The sequence below is a fragment of the Evtepia sp. genome (assembly GCF_034090835.1).
Taxonomy (GTDB): Bacteria; Bacillota; Clostridia; order Oscillospirales; family Oscillospiraceae; genus Evtepia.
In genome coordinates this window covers 14,626-33,589 of sequence record NZ_JAXDRS010000053.1, presented here as the reverse complement: position 1 = coordinate 33,589, position 18,964 = coordinate 14,626, and the positions used below count along the sequence as shown (strand labels likewise).

Genomic DNA, 18,964 nt, shown 5'->3' with positions numbered 1-18,964 from the left:
AACCACCCGACGCCATTGGCGTCGGGTGGTTTCGTTCTTTTTATGGGACGCTGTTAAAAGGGGTCCGTGGAGTCTTCCTCCGCAGTCGGGGCAAAGGGTTCCTCCGGCTTGGGCTGGGAAGCACCATTTTCCGGTGCCTCGGGGGTAGTCTGCTCTCCCTCGGGGGCGGGCGCAGGGACCTCTTCCACAGGGAGCACAGAGGGCGCTGCCTGCTGCTGGGGCGCAGCGGGGGCCGTGGTCCCGTGGAGGGAATCCTCCACCTGCGTGGGGTCCCGTCCCTGGATGATGGCCACCATCTCTCCGCCGGTGATGGTCTCCTTCTCCAGCAGGTAGGCCACCACTTTGTCCATCTCTTCCCGGCTCTCCTTCAGGATGGACACGGCCTGGTTGTAGCACTGGTCCAGAATGTCCCGCACAGCCTCGTCCAGGGCTGCGGCGGTGTCCTGGGCGCAGTCCATGCCGTAGCCGCCGTCCAGGAACTGGCTGCGCTTGGAGGCCAGGGCCATCATACCGAAGCGGTCGCTCATGCCGTACATAGCCACCATGTTCCGGGCGATGGCGGTAGCGTCCTGAATGTCCTGGGCCGCGCCGTTGGTCATGGTGTTCAGCACCACTTCCTCTGCCGCCCGGCCCCCCATGGACACGGCGATCCGGGCCATGAGTTCGTCCCGGGTGCGCAGCTCGGTCTTGTCTTCCTCGGGCATCAGCAGGGTGTAGCCCAGAGAGCCCTGGGTGTGGGGCACGATGGTGATCTTCTGCACCGGCTCGGTGTTCTTCTGCTTGTAAGCCACCATGGCGTGGCCCACTTCATGGTAAGCCACCAGCTTTTTCTCAAACTCGGTGAGCACGCTGCCCTTCTTTTCCGTGCCGGCAATGACCAGCTCGAAGGCGGCCAGCAGGTCCTCCTGCCGCACTGCCTGGCGGCCCAGGCGGACCGCCCGCAGGGCGGCTTCGTTCACCAGGTTGGCCAGGTCGGCGCCCACGCAGCCGGCGGTGGCCAGGGCCACTTTCTTCAGGTCCACGTCCTCTGCCAGGCGGATGCGCCGGGTATGGACCTGCAAGGTAGCCAGACGGCCGGCCAGATTGGGCCGGTCAATGGTGATCCGACGGTCAAACCGTCCGGGCCGCAGCAGAGCCTGGTCCAGCACCTCCGGCCGGTTGGTGGCGGCCAGGAGGATGACGCCCTTGGAGGGGTCAAAGCCGTCCATCTCCGCCAGCAGCTGGTTCAGAGTCTGTTCCCGCTCGTCGTTGCCGCCCATGCGGTTGTCTCGGGATTTACCGATGGTGTCGATCTCATCGATGAACACGATACAGGGGGCCACCTTGTTGGCCTCCTTAAAGAGGTCACGGACACGGGAGGCGCCCACGCCCACGAACATCTCCACAAAGTCAGAACCGGAGATGGAGAAGAAGGGGACGTTGGCCTCGCCAGCCACCGCTTTGGCCAGCAGGGTCTTACCGGTACCCGGCGGGCCCACCAGCAGCGCGCCCTTGGGGAGCTTCGCACCGATCTCGGTGTACTTGCCGGGGTTGTGGAGAAAGTCGATGATCTCCACCAGAGACTCTTTCGCCTCGTCCTGTCCGGCCACGTCAGCAAAGGTGACCCCGGTGGACTTCTCCATATAGACCTTGGCGTTGGCTTTCCCCACGCCCCCCAGGCCGCCCATGCCGCCGCCCATGCGGCGCATGAGGAAGACCAGAAGGCCCACCATGAGGATCATGGGGATCACATAGCTCATGAGCAGGCGCATCAGGTAGGAGGACTCCTCCACCAGGGGGGAGTAATACTCCGCACCATGTTCTTTGAGAAGGGGGATCAAGGTGGGATCGTCCTCGGTGAGGGGAGCGGTAACGTAACGGGTGGCGCCCCCCTTCTCCATCTGCTGGGCCAGCACCTGGGCCAGGTCCTTGCTGGTCTGCTTGCCCTGGTCCGGCATATCTTCCTTCAGATAGAAGGTGTATTTGTTGTTGGTCATCTCCACCACAGCCACCTTGTCCTCCTCCACCATCTGGATGAATTCGGAGTAGGGGACTTCTTTGGTCCCGGCCTGGGAGATCTGCTTGGCGATAAAGTTAAAGAAGATCACCAGCAGCAGGGCCCAGAGCACGGCGCCTGCAATCAGCTTTTGTTTCCGGGGTCCTTGTCCGTCGCCCTTGCCCCGGTTGTTTTGATTGGAACTCAACGATATCTGCCCTCCTGTTCCGGGCTGATCCCAGCCCGTTTTTCTGGTTTATGTGGTTTGCAGGGTCCTTATCCCTGCCAGCGGCATCTTTCCTCTAAAAAGGCAGTGATTCCCTGGAGTTTGGAAAAATGGTATCACATTTCCCCTCCCTTTGCAAGGAGAGGCCATTGCCATGGTGTAAAGTTTCTGTGAATGAAACAAGAAAAAAGAACCACCCAAACCGGGTGGTTCCTCTCACGGTTTCTTAAAGGGAGCCGCCCAGTCCCGCCGCCCACCGGGCCCGGCTCAAGTCCCCCCGCTTCACATAGATCCGGTACTGCCAGGAGACCTCGGGGGTTTCAAAGGCGGTGCCCCAGCGCTCCCGGGTGCCCATGCGAAAAAGGCCGGGGGAAGAACGGTTCATACACGCAACGTGGTAGGGGATCTCCTCTCCATCCAGCGCAGTGCGGATGCGCTCGCACTCCTCCAGGGAGAAGGCAAGGGCCAGTTCAGCCCGGTTCCAGATGGTGATCATAGCCATCCCTCCTTTTTCCTATGGTACCACACCATTCCCCCGGCGGCAAGGCCCTGGCAGCGCAGGGTTTCAGCGGGAATTTCCCGGGAAAAGGGGCTTTTGCTTCCCCTGGTTCTATGGTATAATGGTTAGAATTCATTGGAATGACACAGTTTCCCATGGCTTTTTGCCAGGATTGGAGTTATATGAAAGAGAAACGCAGCAATCCCCGGCCCGCCCCCAGAGAGGACGCCGTGGCCGACGGCATCATCGAAGGCCGCAACGCCGTCATCGAAGCCCTCCGGGCAGGCACCAACGTGGATAAGATCTACATCATGAAGGGCGAGGTGGACTCCGCTCTGGGCCACATCGCCTCCACCGCCCGCAGCCGCGGCATCGTGGTGGTGGACGCTGACAAGCGCAAGCTGGACAGCATGAGCCGGACCCACGCCCACCAGGGTGTGGTGGCCGTGGCCGCCGTGCGGGAGTACGCCACCGTGGAGGACATCCTCCAGGCCGCACGGGACAAGGGGGAAGCCCCCCTCATCGTGGTGTGCGACGAGCTCTCCGACCCCCACAACCTGGGGGCCGTTATCCGCACCGCCGAGTGCGCCGGGGCCCACGGCGTGGTGATCCCCAAGCGGCGCAGCGCCGGCCTCACCGCCGTGGTGGCCAAAACCTCCGCCGGAGCGGTCTCTCACCTGCCGGTGGCCCGGGTGGCCAACCTGCCCTCCCTGCTCAAGGACCTGAAAAAGGAAGGGCTCTGGATCTTCGGCACCGCCGCCGACGGCACCACCACCCTCTACGACGCAGACCTGAAAGGCCCCGCCGTCATCGTGATCGGCTCCGAGGGCAGCGGCATGAGCCGCCTGGTCTCCGAAACCTGTGACTTTTTGGTGAGCATCCCCATGAAAGGGAAGCTCAATTCCCTCAACGCCAGCGCAGCCGCGGCGATCCTCCTCTATGAGGCCCTGCGGCAGCGCCTCTGATCTTAATTTGTGAGGCTTTTCCTATGTCAGATGACAACAAGTTCAGCATAGGGGATATTTTGTGGGAATACGCCGACTACACACCGCCGGATCCTCCGGCCGGTCCGTCCCTTCCCCTGCCCCCGGACGCCGCCTCCCCCGCCCCCGGGGGCGGACAGCAGCCCGGGATGGCATCCCCTCAGCCGGTGCGGCAGCCCGCTGCCCCTCCGGCCGGCCGCACAGCGGCGGCATCCGCCGGGAGACCCCAGCCCCCCGCCAAAAAGGACCCCCTGCCGGCCAACCAGTCCCCTGCCCGGTCTGCAAACCAGCAGGGACAGCAGCCACCCCGCCCCAAACCGGCCCAGGCGCCCGCTCCCCGGCCCAGCCAGCCGGTGGCAAAGCCCCAGGCCGTTCCCCCCGCCGGAGGAGAAAAACCGGCGGCTCAGCCTCCTGTCCCTCAGCAGGCAGCCCCGAAGCCGGAGGCAGAACCCCTCTACGGGGTCCCCAAGGACGACGGCCCGGAGCTGATCGTCTTTACCCCTGACCCCAAAGCACCTAAAAAGGCCAAAGAGACTGCGCCGCCTCCCCCGCCCCAGGAGCCGCCCCAGCAGGAAAAACCGAAAAAGCGGCGGTTCTTTCAGGGCTTCCGCTCCAAAAAAGAGGCGGAACCCCAACCCGCAGCCCAGCCTTCCGGCCAGGGCCAGCAGGGTCAGCGGCCTCAGCAGGCTAAGCAGCCCCAACAAGGTCAGCGGCCCCCGCAGGCGAAACAACCCCAACAGGGCCAACGGCCTCAGCAGATAAAGCAGCCCCAACAGGGCCAGCGGCCTCAGCAGATAAAGCAGCCCCAGCAGGGCCAGCGGCCCCAGCAGATAAAGCAGCCCCAGCAGGCACAGCAGCCTCAGCAGGCACAACAGCCTCAGCAGGCACAGCAACCTCAACAGGCGCAGCAGCCTCAACAGGCGCAGCAACCCCAACAGGGGGAGCAGGCCCAGCAGGCACAACAGCCTCAGCAAGGTGAACAACCCCAGCAGGGCCAGCAGCCTCAGCAGGGTGAACAACCCCAGCAGGGCCAACAGCCCCAGCAGGCACAACAGCCCCAGCTGGGCCAACAGCCCCAGCAGGGCCAACAGCCCCAGCAAGGCCAACAGCCCCAGCAGGCACAGCAGCCCCAACAGGGCCAGCAAGCCCAACGACAAACCCAACAAACCCAACGGATCCCCAGAGTCCCGCCTCAGGGACAAGGCGGCGCCTACGCCGCCAGCGAAAAGGCCATTCCCTTCCCCCACCGGGAGCGGAAGGCCCGCACCGCACCAGAGCCTCCACCTGACGCCTCCCCGGCCCATCTGGCCGCAGAATACGCCAGCGGTCTGGGGGCCCTCAAGACCAAGTGCATCGTCTCGGGCATTCTCTCGGTGCTCCTGATGGCCCTCTCTTTGATGGAACAGAATTTGCTGCCCATTGTGAATGGACTGCTCCCCTACTCCGCCCTTTTGCCGGCGGGTTTGGGGCTCTTTGCGGTCTGCATTCTTCTCTGTCTGGACGTACTGAAGAACGGGCTTCTGCAGATCCTCCGTCTGGCCCCCAACGAGGACACCCTGGCTCTCTTCGCCACCCTCTTTACTCTGGTGGACGGCGTAACCCAGCTGGTCCTCCGTCTGCGGCCGGAGACCATGCCCTTCTTCGCCCCCTGCGCCCTGGTCCTGACCTTCCATCTCATCGGCCTGCGGAGCCTGCAGTCCGCCCGGTTCCAGTCCAGCCGCATGGCGGCCTCCACCGCCCAGCCCTATCTGGTCACCCAGGACCCCAACGTCCTCAACGGCAAGAGCGCCTTCCGCAAATGGCTGGGGGCCCCCAGAGGGTTCGGCAGCCAGATCCGCACCTTGAGTGACGTGGAGTACCGCTTCCAGCGGCTGACCCCCGTGCTCCTGGTGGCCTGCGTGGTCCTCTCTCTCATCACCACCGTGGCCCACCACCAGCCCAAGCTGGTGTTCTGGTCCCTTTCCGCCCTCTTCTGCGCCGCCGCCACCCTCAGCGCCCCTCTGGCGCTGGCCCTTCCCTTCCGGATTCTGGCCGGGAAGCTGGCCAAGCTGGGCGCCGCCCTGGCCGGATGGCCTGGCGTGCTGGCGGCCCGAGGCGGCAAGGCCACCCTCCTGCTGGACCACGATATCTATCCGCCCGGCTCCGTCACCCTGGTGAGCTCTCAGCCCTTCTCCAACCTGCCCATTGAGCGGGTGCTGGGCTACACCGCCTCGGTGATCCGGGCCTCCGGCTCCGGCCTGGCCTACCTCTTTGACCGGCTGGTGCGGGGACGGGGCGCCAACTACCTGCCCATCGAAAAGCTCACCATTCAGGAGAGCGGCCTCATCGGCCAGTGCCAGAACCAGCAGATCCTGGTGGGCAACAGTGAGTTTATGACCCGCATGGGCATCGTTCTGCCGGCGGGCATCCGGGCCAAAGACGCCATCTTCTGCGCCGTGGACCGGGAGGCCATCGGCATGTTCGTGCTGCGGTATAACCTCCATCCGGCGATCCTGCCCGCCCTGCGGGCCCTCTTCTCCCACAAGATCCACCCCATCCTGGCCACCCGAGACTTTAACCTCAGCCCCCATCGTCTGCGGCTGGGCGGCCGTCTCCCCCAGGAACAGGTGACCATCCCCGACCTGCAGCGGAGAGTCCAGCTCTCCGGCCCCCGTCAGGTCCACGACACCACCCTGGTGTCGGTGCTCTGCCGGGAAGGCGCCGCCCCCTTCACCCTGTCGGTGGTGGGCGCCCTGCGGCTCTATCGCTCCGCCCGTCTCAACGGCCTCTTCGCCCGGGTGAGCGCCTGCATCGGGGTCTTCCTCACCGCCACCCTCTCCAGCGCCGGTTCCCTCAGCGCCATGTGCGCCTGGAACCTCTCCCTCTTCCTGCTGCTGTGGGCGGTGCCGGTCCTCATGCTCTCTCTGTGGACCACCCAATACTGATCTCCCAGTACGAAAAACATCCCGGTTTCCCAGGAAACCGGGATGTTTTTTCGAACGTACGTTTGACTTGCCACAAGGGGTATGATACAATACGGTCAACCACAAGATATAGGGAGGATCACACCATGGGAACCCTCACCCCCAAACAGCAGAGCATCTATGACTTCCTTTGCGCCTTTCTGCAGGAGGCAGGGTACTCCCCTTCCGTCCGGGAGATCGGCGAACACCTGGGCCTCAAATCCCCCTCTTCCGTGAAGTTTCATTTGAACAACCTCCGGGACGCCGGGCTCATCCAGTGGGAGGACGGAAAAAACCGCTCCATCACCCTCACCGATTCCCCCCATGCCCCTCGCCGCAACCAGGTCCCCCTGGTGGGCAGCGTGGCCGCCGGAGCCCCCATCTGGGCCGAGGAGTGCATTGAGGACTATATCCCCTTCGAGACCGGCCCCCATCCCGAGGATTACTTCGCCCTGCGGGTGCGGGGAGAGTCCATGCTGGGCGCGGGCATCCTGCCCGACGACCTGGTGGTGATCCACCGCCAGGGAGAGGCCAGAAACGGGGAGATCGTGGTGGCCCTCTTTGAGGACGAAGCCACGGTGAAGACCTTTTCCCGAAAAGGGAATCAGGTCTGGCTCCTGCCTGAAAACCCCGACTATTCCCCCATCGACGGGAGCCAGGCCCAGATCATCGGCAAGGTAGTCGCTCTGGTCCGCCGGTACTGACGAACCCAAGAAAAAAACCGCCGTCATGGAATCCATGGCGGCGGTTTTTCATTGGGATGGTTTCAAGGGTCAGGCCTTCTGCCCCCGGGGCGGCAGGCGGCCGTCCTTTCGCCAGGACCGGAACTCGCTCAGGGCCAGACCCACCGAGAGGAGGAAAGACAAGGCATCCGCCACCGGCGCAGCCAAAAGGGCCCCGTCCAGCCCCAGCCAGGCCGACAGCAGCAGGGCCAGGGGAATGAGGAAGATGCCCTGCCGGGCCAGAGGCAGCAGGAGAGACTTCGACGGTTTTCCAATGCTCTGGAAGAAGGAAGCGGTGGTCATATGCAGGCCGTAGACAAAGAAGGCCAGCATATACAGCCGGAAGCAGTGGGCCGCGCAGTCCAGATACACCGGGTCGTTGTTGACAAAGAGGCTGCCAATCTGCCGGGGGAAGACCTGGAAGATCACGAACCAAAGCACAGAAATGGCCAGGGCAATGGCCGCTGCCATCCGATAGGTCTCCCGCACCCGGTCATACCGCTTGGCGCCGAAGTTGTAGCCGTTGATGGGCTGGGTGGCAGAGGAGACCCCCACAAACATGGAGTGACAGATCTGGTAGACCTTCATCATCATGCCGTAGACGCTCAGGGCGATGTCGCTGCCGTAGGCCGTGAAGGCACCCCACTTGGTCATAAGGTTGTTCATGACGATCTGCACCAGGGCGGTGAGCAGCTGGGTGAGCATACTGGGGATACCCAGGGCCAGGATGTGAAGGGCACGGGCCCGCTCCGGCCGCAGGGCAGCCTTGCGCACATGGACAGTCTGGAAGCGGGGCAGGTAGCGCAGGAAGAGGATGCCGGAGACCACCTGTCCGGCCACGGTGGCGATGCCGGCGCCCACCACCCCCATGTGCAGGGGGAAGATAAAGATGGGGTCCAGCACCAGGTTGATGACCGCGCCGGTGACCATACACTTCATGGCGTAGGTGGGGCGGCCGTCCGCCCGGATAATGGCGGTCATAGCAGGGCTGAGCAGCTGGAAGGGGATGCCCCAGGCAATGGTACGCATATAGGCCAGGGACTGGTCATAGGCCGTGTCGGTGGCGCCGAAGGCCCGGACGATCCAGGGGGCAAAGAGGCCGGTGATCACCGCAGCCAGCACACCGCAGGTGATGAGCAGCGTCACCGTATGGCTGAGGGTCTTGTCGGCCTCCTCCTGCTGTTTCCGTCCCAGGGAGAGGCTGATGTTGGCGGCGCAGCCGTCGCCCAGCATAAGAGACACGGCGTTCACCAAAATGGCCAGAGGGAAGGCGATGTTGGTGGCCGCCATGCCGGTGATGCCCACGCCTTGCCCCACAAAGATCTGGTCGACGATGTTGTAGAGGTAGTTGACCATCAGGGTCAAGGCGGTGGGGATGGAGTAGCGGGCAATGAGGCGGGGAATGGCTTCGGTTTCCAGCGGGTTCACGGAGGGTTTCTCCATGGCGTATCGCTCCTTTCTTTTTGGGGGCTCCATCGTCCCCGGGCAGAAAAAAACACCCGGCCCAGACCTGTGCAAGGTCCGCCGGATGCCGAAAACACGCAAAAAAAGCAGGAGAGCAGCATCCGACCAAAAAAGGGCAGAGGACGCTTTCTTCTCCCATCCAGACCGATCTGTTGGCTTCGGAATTTCACCGAATTAAGCATACACCGATGCTTCGCGGGCTATACCACCAGTAGAGGAAACCCTCATTTCTGAAGAAAGTGGAACCTGGTTCCATCTGTTTTTACGGGGGTAGTATAGCACGCCCCACAGGGATTGTCAACCGCAGGGGTATAGCTGCCCCTGGCTCCCCCTATCGTCCTGCCGAAGAGAGGCGTTCTATTCGCTTGCCCTTTCTCTGGGCATACCGCATGGTTTGATATGCCCCTCCTCTTTGATGCTCCACGCAGAAAACAACCAAGTCGCTCCGGTCTACCATCTGACGGTTACGAACTTGGATGGCCGCCTTTGGATGGCAGGCAGCCGCCTGACTGCAAATCTCGACTTCGTCATAGTGGTGCAAAAGGTTCTCCGGCTGGTGGTGCAACGCTGCCGTCGGGTAAGGCAAAACCAGAACCAAGGAACTGTTATCATCCCGAAGCTTGCGTTTTTCCTCTCTGATAACACAGGAAATCATTTCGTCGAACTGTCCATGACAGCCCACCAGAAATTCTATATACTCCTGTTCGAGAAGCAAGGTACGGATCAGCGCCCTCGCTCTTTTCTCCACCAGGCAGAAATTCTGAATCGATCTATGCCCAAAAAAACTCACCGTATATTCTTTCATCTTGCACCGCTTCTTTCGATTTCCGCGTTACCCCTTTTTATGATAGACGCTCTCTTGCTTCATTCTATCATTTTATATTCTAAAAGTAAATAATCCTATATTTCAAGTCAGTTATAATTTACACAGCTTGTTGGTAGCATACTATCAGGAGGTGATGGTATGCAGACAGAGTTTCCCCAGCGCTATATCACCCTGGGTCTCAAAATCGCCTATTACAGGAAAAAGGCCGGTCTCACCCAGGAGATGCTGGCCGAACGCATTGGAAAGAGCCTGAACTTTATCGGGCAGGTAGAGGGGCCCGGCACTGTGCGGGGTGTTTCTCTGGAAACCCTGTTTAAGATTGCCCAGGTCCTGAATCTCCCGCCCTCCAAACTGCTGGAGGACGATGACTAAAAATCGCCCCTCAGAGGGAACGCAAACCCTGTTTGCGTTCCCTCTGAGGGGCGATAATGTGTTTGATTCAGTCAGGGCGTATCGTAGCGGCGCTCCAGGTGGCCAATGAGCTGGGCCACGCAGCTCTCGTCGCAGGAGGGCAGGATCTCGGTCCCCGGCTGCTTCACCTCTTCGTAGCAGTTGGCGGGGGCGAAGGGCACCGCAGAGACTTCCAGCATGGGAATGTCGTTTAAGCCGTTGCCGATGCAGTAGATGTTCTCCCGCTTGACCCCCAGGTAATCCGCCAGCCACAGAACAGCCAGGCCTTTGTTGGCGCCCTTGGCGGTCATTTCCAGAAGGTAGGGGTTGGAGAAGGTGAGCTCATAGTCCTCCCCGTGGCGGTCCAGCAGATAAGCCTGCACCTGCTGCAAGAGGGTGGTGTCAGGATGCTGCAAAATGACTTTCAGCCAGGGGGTTGGCATGGCGCTGATCTCCCGGGGGATCCCGGTGAGACGACAGCGGGTCAGGTGACGCTGGGTGACTTCGTTTCCCCGGAAGGTATAGACTTCGTCCCCGTGGTAGGCCTCAAAGCCAACCTGGGGAAAAGCCCGGCAGAGCTCTTCCAGGTGGTCCGCCGCAGCTTGGGGCAGGGACTTCTGCCAGATGACCTTTCCAGCCTGGAAGTCGTAAATGGCGGCGCCGTTGGAGAGGATCACCGGTACGTTCACCGGCAGCCGTTCGGTCTCCATCTGGATGGCGAAGTTGATATAGGAACGGCCGGTGGAGATGGTGAAGAGTCCTCCTTCCCGGATAAAGCGGGCGATGGCCTCCCGGTTTTCCTGGGAAATGGTAAAGTTGCTGTCATACAGGGTATCGTCATAGTCGGTCGCCAACAGGACACCGGTGAATTTTCCCATTCCTTTCGCCTCCTTTCCGCCCCAGGGGTTTTGGGAAAAAACCCTTGAAAACTGTGCCGTTTTTCTATTTTATAATAGCCGGGCGCATCTTGTCAAGACAGATTGGAAGTAGTCCGGCAGAGGGGAGGAGAGGGTCAGCCGCTCCCCGGTGACCGGGTGGAGGAAGGACAGCCGCCGGGCGTGGAGGCACTGGCCCGCCAGCTCGGGAAAGCCCTTCCGCTGGCCGCCGTACACCGGGTCTCCCAGCACCGGGTGGCCCAGCGCAGCCAGATGGACCCGGATCTGGTGGGTCCGGCCGGTCTCCAGGCGGCATTGGAGATGGGTGTAGCCAGGGTAACGGCAGAGCACCGTCCAGTGGGTCACCGCTCTCCGGCCGGTGTAGTGGTTCACCGCCATCTTTTTCCGGTCGGTCTGGTGGCGGGCGATGGGCAGGTCAATGGTCCCCTCGTCCTCCTTCAGATTCCCCACGATCACCGTCTCGTATTCCCGGTACAGGCTGTGGTCCTGAAGCTGCTCCGCCAGGGCCAGGTGGGCTGCGTCGTTCTTGGCAGCGATGATGAGGCCGCTGGTGTCCCGGTCGATCCGGTGGACGATCCCCGGCCGGAGCTCCCCGTTGATGCCGGAGAGGCTGTCCCCGCAGTGGAAGAGCAGGGCGTTGACCAGGGTGCCGTCGGGATGACCCGGGGCAGGGTGGACCACCATACCCACGGGTTTGTTCACCACGATGACGTGGTCATCCTCATAGACCACGTCCAGGGGGATGTCCTGGGGGAGGATCTCCACGGGGGAGGGCTCAGGCACCGTTACGGCGATCTCCTCCCCGGCCCGCAGGCGGTCGTTCTTTTTCAGGGGCTTGCCCGCCCTTATCACATGGCCCTGCTCCAGCAGCTTTTGCGCCGCGGAGCGGGTGAGCGCAGGCAGAGCCTGGGCCAGAAACTGGTCGGCTCGGATATTGTCCTGGGCAGGGGAGAGGGTCACGGTCATTTCTCGCCCTCCCGGTGCTCCTTCCGCTCCTTGAGGAACTGGAGGATCACATAAACGCACAGCAGCAGGCCGCCCAGCACCACACCCATGTCCGCTACGTTAAACACAGCGAAATTCATGAAGTTGGTGGCAAACATATCGGTGACAAAGCCCAGGAAGAGCCGGTCAATGAAGTTGCCCACAGCCCCGCCCAGCAGCAGGGCCATGGCCAGCATCCCGGTCCAGTGGTTGAAGTAGCGTTTGGCCAGCAGCACGATGAGGACCACGGACACCACCCCGGACAGGATGGTAAGGATCCAGGTGTGACTGCTGAAGAGGGAAAAAGCCGCGCCGGTGTTCTTCACATAGGTCAGGTCCAGACCGGGCAGGAACACCACCCGGGTATGAAGGGGGATCAGCGCCCGGACCGAGAACTTGACCCATTGGTCCAGGGCCACCAGGAACGCAGCCAGAAGGAAATAGGGCACGAGGAAAACACCGTCCTTTCAAAAAAACCAACCGGGCGGCCGGCTTCACGGCCGGCCGCCCGGAGCATAGCTGAGGAGCAGGAACCAGGGGGTATCACACCAGGGAGGCGATCACCTTGCCGCAGCGGGGGCAGAGGCCCTCGCTGTTCACGGTGGGCAGCACCTTCCAGCAACGCTGGCACTTCTCGCCCTGGGCGTTCTCCACCGCAGCAGAAGCGGTCTCGCCCACGGTGACGGACACCTGGGAGATGATGAGCAGGTCGGCCAGGGCCTGGGGGTCCATGTCAGCCAGGAAGGCGTCCTCGGCGGGAACGGTCAGGTCCACCTTGGCTTCCAGGCTCTTGCCGATCTTCTTCTCCGAGCGGGCGGTCTCCAGCACGCCGTTGACCAGGTCACGGATCTGGATGATCTTATCCCACTTTGCCATGGCAGCCTCGTCCAGGGCATAGGTGTCGAAGGGCTGGTTCATGTCGTTGAAGAGGACGTTCCGCTGGTCCGCACCCTGTGCGTGGGGCATGGACAGCCAGATCTCGTCGCAGGTGAAGCAGAGGATGGGGGCCATGAGCTTGGTCATGGTATCCAGGATCAGGTAGAGGGCGGTCTGTGCGGAGCGGCGCAGGAGGGAATCCTTGCCCTCGCAGTACAGACGGTCCTTGATGATATCCAGGTAGAAGTTGGACATCTCCACCACGCAGAAGTCGTTGACTGCGTGGGTGATGACGCTGAACTCGTAGTCGTTGTAAGCCTGGAAGCAGCGCTGCACCAGGGCGTTCAGCCGGGTGATGGCCCAGCGGTCCAGCTCCTCCATCTCTGCGGGCGCCACCAGGTGGTCAGCGTCGAAGCCGTCCAGGTTGCCCAGGCAGTAACGGGCGGTGTTGCGGAACTTCAGGTAGTTCTGGCTCAGCTGCTTGAAGATCTTGTCAGAGCAGCGCACGTCGGCGTGGTAGTCAGCGGAGGCGGCCCACAGACGCAGCAGGTCTGCGCCGTACTTGTTCATGATCTCATAGGGGTCCATGCCGTTGCCCAGGGACTTGTGCATAGCCTTGCCCTGGCCGTCCACGGTCCAGCCGTGGGTGAGGCACTCCTTGAAGGGAGCCTGGGCAACGCCGGTGGAGCCCACAGCGGTGAGCAGGGCGGCCTGGAACCAGCCGCGATACTGGTCGAGGCCTTCCATATACATATCAGCCGGCCAGAAGCCCTGGTCCTTCTTCATGGAAGCCACGTGGGTGGAACCGGAGTCGAACCAGCCGTCCAGGGTATCCTCTTCCTTGGTGAAGCCTTCGGACTTGCCGCAGTGGGGGCAGGTGAAGCCAGCGGGGAGGATGTCCTGGGCCTCCTTGGCAAACCAGGCGTTGGAGCCTTCGGCGGCGAACAGGTCGGAGATGAGGGCGATGGTCTCGTCGGTGACGATGGGCTTGCCGCAGTCCTTGCAGTAGAACACAGGGATGGGCAGACCCCAACGGCGCTGACGGGAGATGCACCAGTCGGTACGCTCTCTCACCATGGCCTTCATGCGCTCCAGGCCCCAGGCGGGCACCCAGCGCACGTCCTCGCAGGCGGCGCAGGCCTCGTCCTTGAAGGCTTCCACGGAGCAGAACCACTGGGGAGTAGCCCGGAAGATGATGGGCTTCTTGCAGCGCCAGCAGTGGGGATAGGAGTGAACGATCTCTTCAGAAGCGAAGAGGGCGCCGGAGGCTCTCATGTCCTCCAGGATGATGGGGTTGGACTTCTCGGTGGGCAGGCCAGCGTACTTGCCGGCGTAGTCGGTGTGGCGGCCCTGGTCATCCACGGGCACCACCATATCCATACCGTAGCGCTTGCAGGTCTGATAGTCGTCAGCACCGAAGCCGGGAGCGGTGTGGACGCAGCCGGTACCGGAGTCCATGGTGACGTAGTCAGCCAGCACCAGACGGGAGGTCTTGGGCAGGAAGGGGTGATCGGCCAGCATATTCTCAAAGAAGGCACCGGGGTGCTTTTCCAGGATCTCGTAGGTCTCAAAGCCGCCCACCTTCATGACCTTTTCCGTGAGGGCCTCTGCCATGATGTAGACTTCCCCGTTGGGGGCCTTCACCAGGACGTAGGTCTCCTCGGGATGCAGGGCGATGGCCAGGTTCCCGGGGAGGGTCCAGATGGTGGTGGTCCAGATGACGAAGAAGAGCTTGGACTTGTCATAGCCTGCCAGCTTGCCGCTGTCGTCGTGCATGGCAAACTTCACGAAAGCGGTGGTGCAGGGGTCGTCCTGGTACTCGATCTCAGCCTCTGCCAGGGCGGTCTCGTCGTGGGGGCACCAGTACACGGGCTTGAGGCCCTTGTAGATGTAGCCCTTCTTATACATCTCGCCGAAAACCTTCACCTCCTCGGCCTCGAAGCCGGGGTTCATGGTGAGGTAAGGGTGCTCCCAGTCGCCGATGACACCCATGCGCTGGAAGCCCTCGCTCTGCACGTCCACATAGTGCTGGGCAAACTCATGGCAGGCGGAGCGGAACTCGGGCGCGGGCATGGTCTTGTGGTTGAGCTTGTTCTGCTTGATGATGGCAGACTCAATGGGCATCCCGTGGTTGTCCCAGCCGGGCACATAGGGGGTGTAGTAGCCCCGCATGGCGTAGGAGCGGACGATGATATCTTTAATGGACTTGTTCAGGGCGTGGCCCATGTGGAGGGCGCCGTTGGAGAAGGGAGGGCCGTCGTGGAGGGCGAAGCGGGGCGTGCCCTCGTTCTTTTTCAGCAGCTCTCCGTAGATGTCCAGCTTCTTCCAGTTGCGGAGCATCTCAGGCTCCCGCTTGGGCAGGCCGGCCCGCATGGGAAAGTCGGTTTTCGGCAGGTTGATGGTGGCGTTATAATCCTGAGGCATAGTTGACATTCACTCCTTAAACCTGCGGTCTCCCCACCGGCTGCGGCGGTTAGCCGGGATCGGGGACCCAGGGGTTGGTTTTTGTTTCTCTCGCAAGGAAACGGAACCTGCCCGGAGATCCGGCCAGGTTCCGTTTTGTATGGTTTCGTTATTCGATCTCGTAGTCCTTGCCGAACTGGATCTGATCAAAGGTGCGGGTGTCGCCCAGATCCCCGGCGGGGGCTTCCCCGGTCTCGCCGGGGGTCTCGAAGATCTTGGCCATGGAGGCCTCGATATCCTGGGCTACCTCTTCCTGCTGCTCGGGGGGCACGGTGACCACGGGAGCGGCAGCGGGGGCTTCCTGTGCGGGGGCGGCAGCCTCCGTGTCAGCCTGGGCTTTCTTCTCGGCGGTGAGCTCAGACAGGCCGCCGATGTACTCCAGCTCCTTGGTGTAGAGCTCTTTGAGCTTGGCGATATAGGCGGTGGTGGAAGCACGGGCGGCGTCCAGACGGGCCTGCTCGTTGGCCAGGCTGGTCTTAGCGGCTTCCACCCGGGCCAGGACGGCCTTTTCTTCCTTCTCCAGCTCCGCGCGCAGGGCTTCGCTCTTCTGCTTCACCGCAGCGGCGGTCTGGTCGATGGCGGCCTGCTTCTTGGCTTCGCCCTCTTTCACCATGGCGTCGGCCATTTTCTGGGCGGAGTGGAGGGTCATACGCATGGCGTCCTCGGTGGCGCGATATTCCTCCACCTTGTCCACCAGGACTTTCAGCTTGTTCTTCAGAGAGGCGTTCTCCTGATACAAGGTGCGGTAGTCCTCAATGAGGCTGTCCAGAAAGGTATCCACTTGCAGCATATTGTAGCCGCCGAAGGAGGCTTTCGGGAATACATGGGCTTCCGCTTCCTGCGGTGTCAACATCGTCATTCACTCCTATCCCTTTTCTATTTCTTGCAGGGTGTGGTTCCTGCGCTGCCCGGCAAAGCGGGGCGGATGATCAAAAGTAGAGGCCGTTGTTTTCCAGCTCGTCGATGAGATCCCCCATGATGTCCACGTTGTAGGGGGTGACGATATAGGTCTGGAGGGCGACCTTCTTCATCTTGCCTTCCTGGGCGTAAGCTACGCCGGAGAGGAAGTCCAGCAGACGGCGGGCGATGTCCCGCTCGGTTTTCTCCAGGTTCAGGACCACGGTGCGCTTGTCCCGCAGGTGGTCGGCGATCTCGGATGCGTTTTCATAGCGCTCAGGCTTCACCAGGACGACCTGGAGCTGGGTGGTGGCGTGGATGTTCACCACCTTGCCGCCGGTGTTGCGGCGGGGCGGCTCCTGGAACTCCCGGCGGCGGGGCGGTTCTTCCCGTTCCCGCTCCCGGACAGGAGGGGGAGGAGGAGGGGGCGCCGCTTCTTCGGGCTCGTCGTCGTATACGTCTTCTTCTTCGTCGTAATCGTCTTCCATCTCGTCTTCGTAAGGATGGGTGAGGCGCTTGAGTTCATCTAAGAGTCTCATGGTTTCAGTAACCCCCTATAAGTTGTGAAAAATGGCACGGCAGAGCAGTCTCATCCCTGGGGATGCCAGGGGGGACGGGCCCCGAAGAGCGCAGTACCCACCCGAACCATGGTGGAACCGCCTTCAATTGCAAGGGGATAATCTCCGCTCATGCCCATGGAAAGGCAGTCAATATTAGGGTTATTATCCCCTAATTTCTCCCGCATGTCAACAAAAAGCTGATAAGTTTCTTGGAAAAAGGCGCGATTTTCTTCGTCGGAAGCGGTTGCCGGGGGGATGCACATGAGCCCTCTCAGGTTCAGGTGGGGGCACTCTCCTGCGTGGCGGGCCAGGGCGAGGATCTCCTCGGCGCTGGCGCCTCCCTTGCTCTCCTCGTCGCCGATGTTCACTTCCAGCATGATGTCCTGGACCACGTCCAGCTTCGCCGCCTGCTTTTCCACGGCGTCCATCAGCCGCTGAGAGTCGATGGATTCGATCATGTCCACCTTGCCCACAACGAACTTCACCTTGTTGGTCTGGAGGTGGCCAATGAAGTGGACCCGGGCCCCTTCATAGGCGTTGTCTTCCAGGTGGGCCACCAGTTCCTGGACCCGGTTTTCTCCGCAGACGGTGATGCCCGCCCGAATGGCGTTGCGAATGGTCTCGGAGGTCTGGACCTTGGTGGCTGCCACCAGAGTGATCTCCTCCGGGTCCCGTCCGGCCCGGACTGCGGCCTGCCGCATGGTCTCCCGCACTGCTGCCACGTTGGCGGCAATGGTCTCGTAGCTCTTGGTTTCTGTCATCGTTAACGTACCACCTTTCCATCAGTTAGTTCCGCCGTGGCGAGGATCACTTCATCCCCCGCCCGAAGGACTCTTGTATCTTCTGCGCCGTTGTTGTTGGCGGCGACCAGATAACCGGTTTCATCTTCTGCCAGGATCTTCACCGGGCGGAACCGGGCCTTGTACCCGGAGACGATGTACACCCCGGCTTCCCCGTCCTCGTTCACCCGCAGGGCCTCCTTGGGCACCCGGATGCCTTCGCTGCTGCTGAAGACCACTCGGCCGCTCTCCTGGCGCAGGGTGTCTGCCCGGCCGATGTCCTTGGAGGACTGGAGCACGACTACGACCCGGCCCTCCTGCACCTCGCCCACGCTCTTGACCTGCATGGTGAGGGTCTGGAAGAGGGAGTCAAAATACACGTCTACGCTCTTTCCGATGGTGAACTTGCTGCTGTACTCCCCGGGCACCACCACGGCGTAGTACCAGGTGGCGCTGGTGACCAGGCGGCCCAGATAGTTCCCGTCGCTCAGGGGGGCCAGTTCTCTCCAGTGCGCCAGGTCAGAGGGGGAGAGGTTTTCCAGTTTTTCCGGGGTCAGAAGGGTCTCGTATCCGTCCAGGTTGGAATAGAACATGCCTCCTTCGGCGGCGGTGATGGTGGTGGCGCCGGTCTGGCTGCTCTGCAGGGCCTCGTACTGCTGGGTGAGGGTCACCGCAGCCTGGTCCATCTTGGCGGCGGCGTCGGAGGAGAGAAGATACTCCCGCCGCAGCACCAGCTTCCGGTAGTTGTCCGCCCGGTCAGAGAGGTTGGTGAAGTTCCCCGACGAGGCGTACTCCCGCAGGCTGTCCATGGCGGACAGCATCTGGTCCTCCAGGACCACGCCCGAAGGGGAGCCCTCATAGGTGGCGTACTGGAGGCAGCCCAGGTCGCTTCTCACCTGGAGCAGCTCCTCCTGCTTCTCCACATACTGCTCGTCCTGGTAGACCACGCCGATCTCCTGGCCTTTGCCCACCTTTTCTCCCTGGTTCCGCTTGAGCTGGACCAGACCCTGGCCGGATTCCACAGGCAGCTCCTCCCGCACCACCCAGCCTTCCGCAGCCACTCCTTCGGAGATGGTGTCGGTATAAGCGGCGGTGGTGGGGTAGGGGTTCCGGATCCCGATCCAGGCAGAGATGATGAAATAGGCCACAATGACCACAATGATGCCCGGTACGACGATTTTCGAAAAAATTGTTCCCTGCTTTTTCATAGGCATGCCTTTCTGTTACTCGGCGCCTTCCTCCTCCCAGAACAGCGGCCGCTCGGGCACCACGGTGGAGATGGCATGCTTGTACACCATCTGCTGCCGCCCTTCGCTGTAGATCACCACAACGAAGGCGTCAAAGCCGCGGATCTCTCCCCGGATCTGGAAGCCGTTGACCAAAAACACGGTGGCTCCCATCCGGCTGCGGCGCAGTTTGGACAAAAGAAGGTCCTGTAGGTTGCGCTTTCTTACTTGGGTTGTCATTTGTGTCTGCATAGTG

The 18,964-nt window shown here is 61.9% G+C and carries 17 protein-coding genes; 4 read left to right on the top strand and 13 right to left on the bottom strand.

Annotated features, from left to right (window positions below):
- Positions 1-53 precede the first annotated feature (53 nt).
- Together ftsH and SOR61_RS09625 are read right to left on the bottom strand one after the other, a co-directional pair.
- Entirely contained in the window at positions 54-2,189 is a 2,136-nt protein-coding gene (ftsH, locus tag SOR61_RS09630; RefSeq protein ID WP_407066534.1) for an ATP-dependent zinc metalloprotease FtsH, read from the bottom strand.
- A 238-nt stretch (positions 2,190-2,427) separates the two neighbouring features.
- Complete coding sequence (locus SOR61_RS09625) at positions 2,428-2,697, bottom strand: hypothetical protein (RefSeq protein ID WP_320612445.1); 270 nt, start codon at positions 2,695-2,697, stop codon at positions 2,428-2,430.
- A gap of 185 nt (positions 2,698-2,882) precedes the next feature.
- Here SOR61_RS09625 and rlmB point away from each other — a divergent pair, with 185 nt between their 5' ends.
- The 3 genes from rlmB (at position 2,883) to lexA (ending at position 7,329) form a co-directional block, all read left to right on the top strand.
- Positions 2,883-3,665: a 23S rRNA (guanosine(2251)-2'-O)-methyltransferase RlmB gene (rlmB, locus tag SOR61_RS09620; protein WP_320612444.1), complete on the top strand. Its 783-nt coding sequence runs from the start codon at positions 2,883-2,885 to the stop codon at positions 3,663-3,665.
- A gap of 23 nt (positions 3,666-3,688) precedes the next feature.
- Positions 3,689-6,607 carry a hypothetical protein gene (locus tag SOR61_RS09615; protein ID WP_320612443.1) on the top strand — a complete coding sequence of 973 codons (2,919 nt, stop codon included), beginning with the start codon at positions 3,689-3,691 and terminating at the stop codon, positions 6,605-6,607.
- 125 nt (positions 6,608-6,732) lie between these two features.
- Positions 6,733-7,329 (top strand): transcriptional repressor LexA, encoded by a 597-nt coding sequence (gene lexA / locus SOR61_RS09610; protein WP_320612442.1) that lies wholly within the window; start codon positions 6,733-6,735, stop codon positions 7,327-7,329.
- A gap of 69 nt (positions 7,330-7,398) precedes the next feature.
- Here the strand turns inward: lexA and SOR61_RS09605 are convergent, their stop codons facing one another.
- Together SOR61_RS09605 and SOR61_RS09600 are read right to left on the bottom strand one after the other, a co-directional pair.
- Positions 7,399-8,790, bottom strand: coding sequence for an MATE family efflux transporter (locus SOR61_RS09605; protein WP_320612441.1), 1,392 nt, complete (start codon positions 8,788-8,790; stop codon positions 7,399-7,401).
- 352 nt (positions 8,791-9,142) lie between these two features.
- A complete protein-coding gene (locus tag SOR61_RS09600; protein ID WP_320612440.1) occupies positions 9,143-9,616 on the bottom strand; it encodes a hypothetical protein in 474 nt (157 codons plus the stop codon).
- A 159-nt stretch (positions 9,617-9,775) separates the two neighbouring features.
- Here SOR61_RS09600 and SOR61_RS09595 point away from each other — a divergent pair, with 159 nt between their 5' ends.
- Entirely contained in the window at positions 9,776-10,009 is a 234-nt protein-coding gene (locus SOR61_RS09595; protein ID WP_320612439.1) for a helix-turn-helix transcriptional regulator, read from the top strand.
- Between the two features lie 71 nt (positions 10,010-10,080).
- Here the strand turns inward: SOR61_RS09595 and SOR61_RS09590 are convergent, their stop codons facing one another.
- From SOR61_RS09590 to hfq, 9 genes are all read right to left on the bottom strand, one after another.
- Positions 10,081-10,905 carry an HAD family hydrolase gene (locus tag SOR61_RS09590; RefSeq protein WP_320612438.1) on the bottom strand — a complete coding sequence of 275 codons (825 nt, stop codon included), beginning with the start codon at positions 10,903-10,905 and terminating at the stop codon, positions 10,081-10,083.
- Positions 10,906-10,974: 69 nt separating this feature from the next.
- Positions 10,975-11,889, bottom strand: coding sequence for an RluA family pseudouridine synthase (locus SOR61_RS09585; RefSeq protein WP_320612437.1), 915 nt, complete (start codon positions 11,887-11,889; stop codon positions 10,975-10,977).
- Complete coding sequence (gene lspA / locus SOR61_RS09580) at positions 11,886-12,356, bottom strand: signal peptidase II (RefSeq protein ID WP_320612436.1); 471 nt, start codon at positions 12,354-12,356, stop codon at positions 11,886-11,888. The genes SOR61_RS09585 and lspA overlap by 4 nt, the downstream gene beginning before the upstream one ends.
- 94 nt (positions 12,357-12,450) lie before the next feature.
- The gene (gene ileS, locus SOR61_RS09575) at positions 12,451-15,207 is read right to left on the bottom strand and encodes an isoleucine--tRNA ligase (protein WP_320612435.1); all 2,757 of its coding nucleotides are present in this window, start codon (positions 15,205-15,207) and stop codon (positions 12,451-12,453) included.
- 148 nt (positions 15,208-15,355) lie between these two features.
- Positions 15,356-16,099, bottom strand: a complete 744-nt coding sequence (locus SOR61_RS09570) for a DivIVA domain-containing protein (RefSeq protein ID WP_320612434.1) — start codon at positions 16,097-16,099, stop codon at positions 15,356-15,358.
- A gap of 76 nt (positions 16,100-16,175) precedes the next feature.
- Complete coding sequence (locus SOR61_RS09565) at positions 16,176-16,682, bottom strand: cell division protein SepF (protein ID WP_320612433.1); 507 nt, start codon at positions 16,680-16,682, stop codon at positions 16,176-16,178.
- 50 nt (positions 16,683-16,732) lie between these two features.
- Positions 16,733-17,464, bottom strand: coding sequence for a YggS family pyridoxal phosphate-dependent enzyme (locus SOR61_RS09560; protein WP_320612432.1), 732 nt, complete (start codon positions 17,462-17,464; stop codon positions 16,733-16,735).
- A 2-nt stretch (positions 17,465-17,466) separates the two neighbouring features.
- Positions 17,467-18,690: an HlyD family efflux transporter periplasmic adaptor subunit gene (locus SOR61_RS09555; protein ID WP_320612431.1), complete on the bottom strand. Its 1,224-nt coding sequence runs from the start codon at positions 18,688-18,690 to the stop codon at positions 17,467-17,469.
- Positions 18,691-18,705: 15 nt separating this feature from the next.
- A complete protein-coding gene (gene hfq, locus SOR61_RS09550; RefSeq protein WP_320612430.1) occupies positions 18,706-18,960 on the bottom strand; it encodes an RNA chaperone Hfq in 255 nt (84 codons plus the stop codon).
- Positions 18,961-18,964 lie beyond the last annotated feature (4 nt).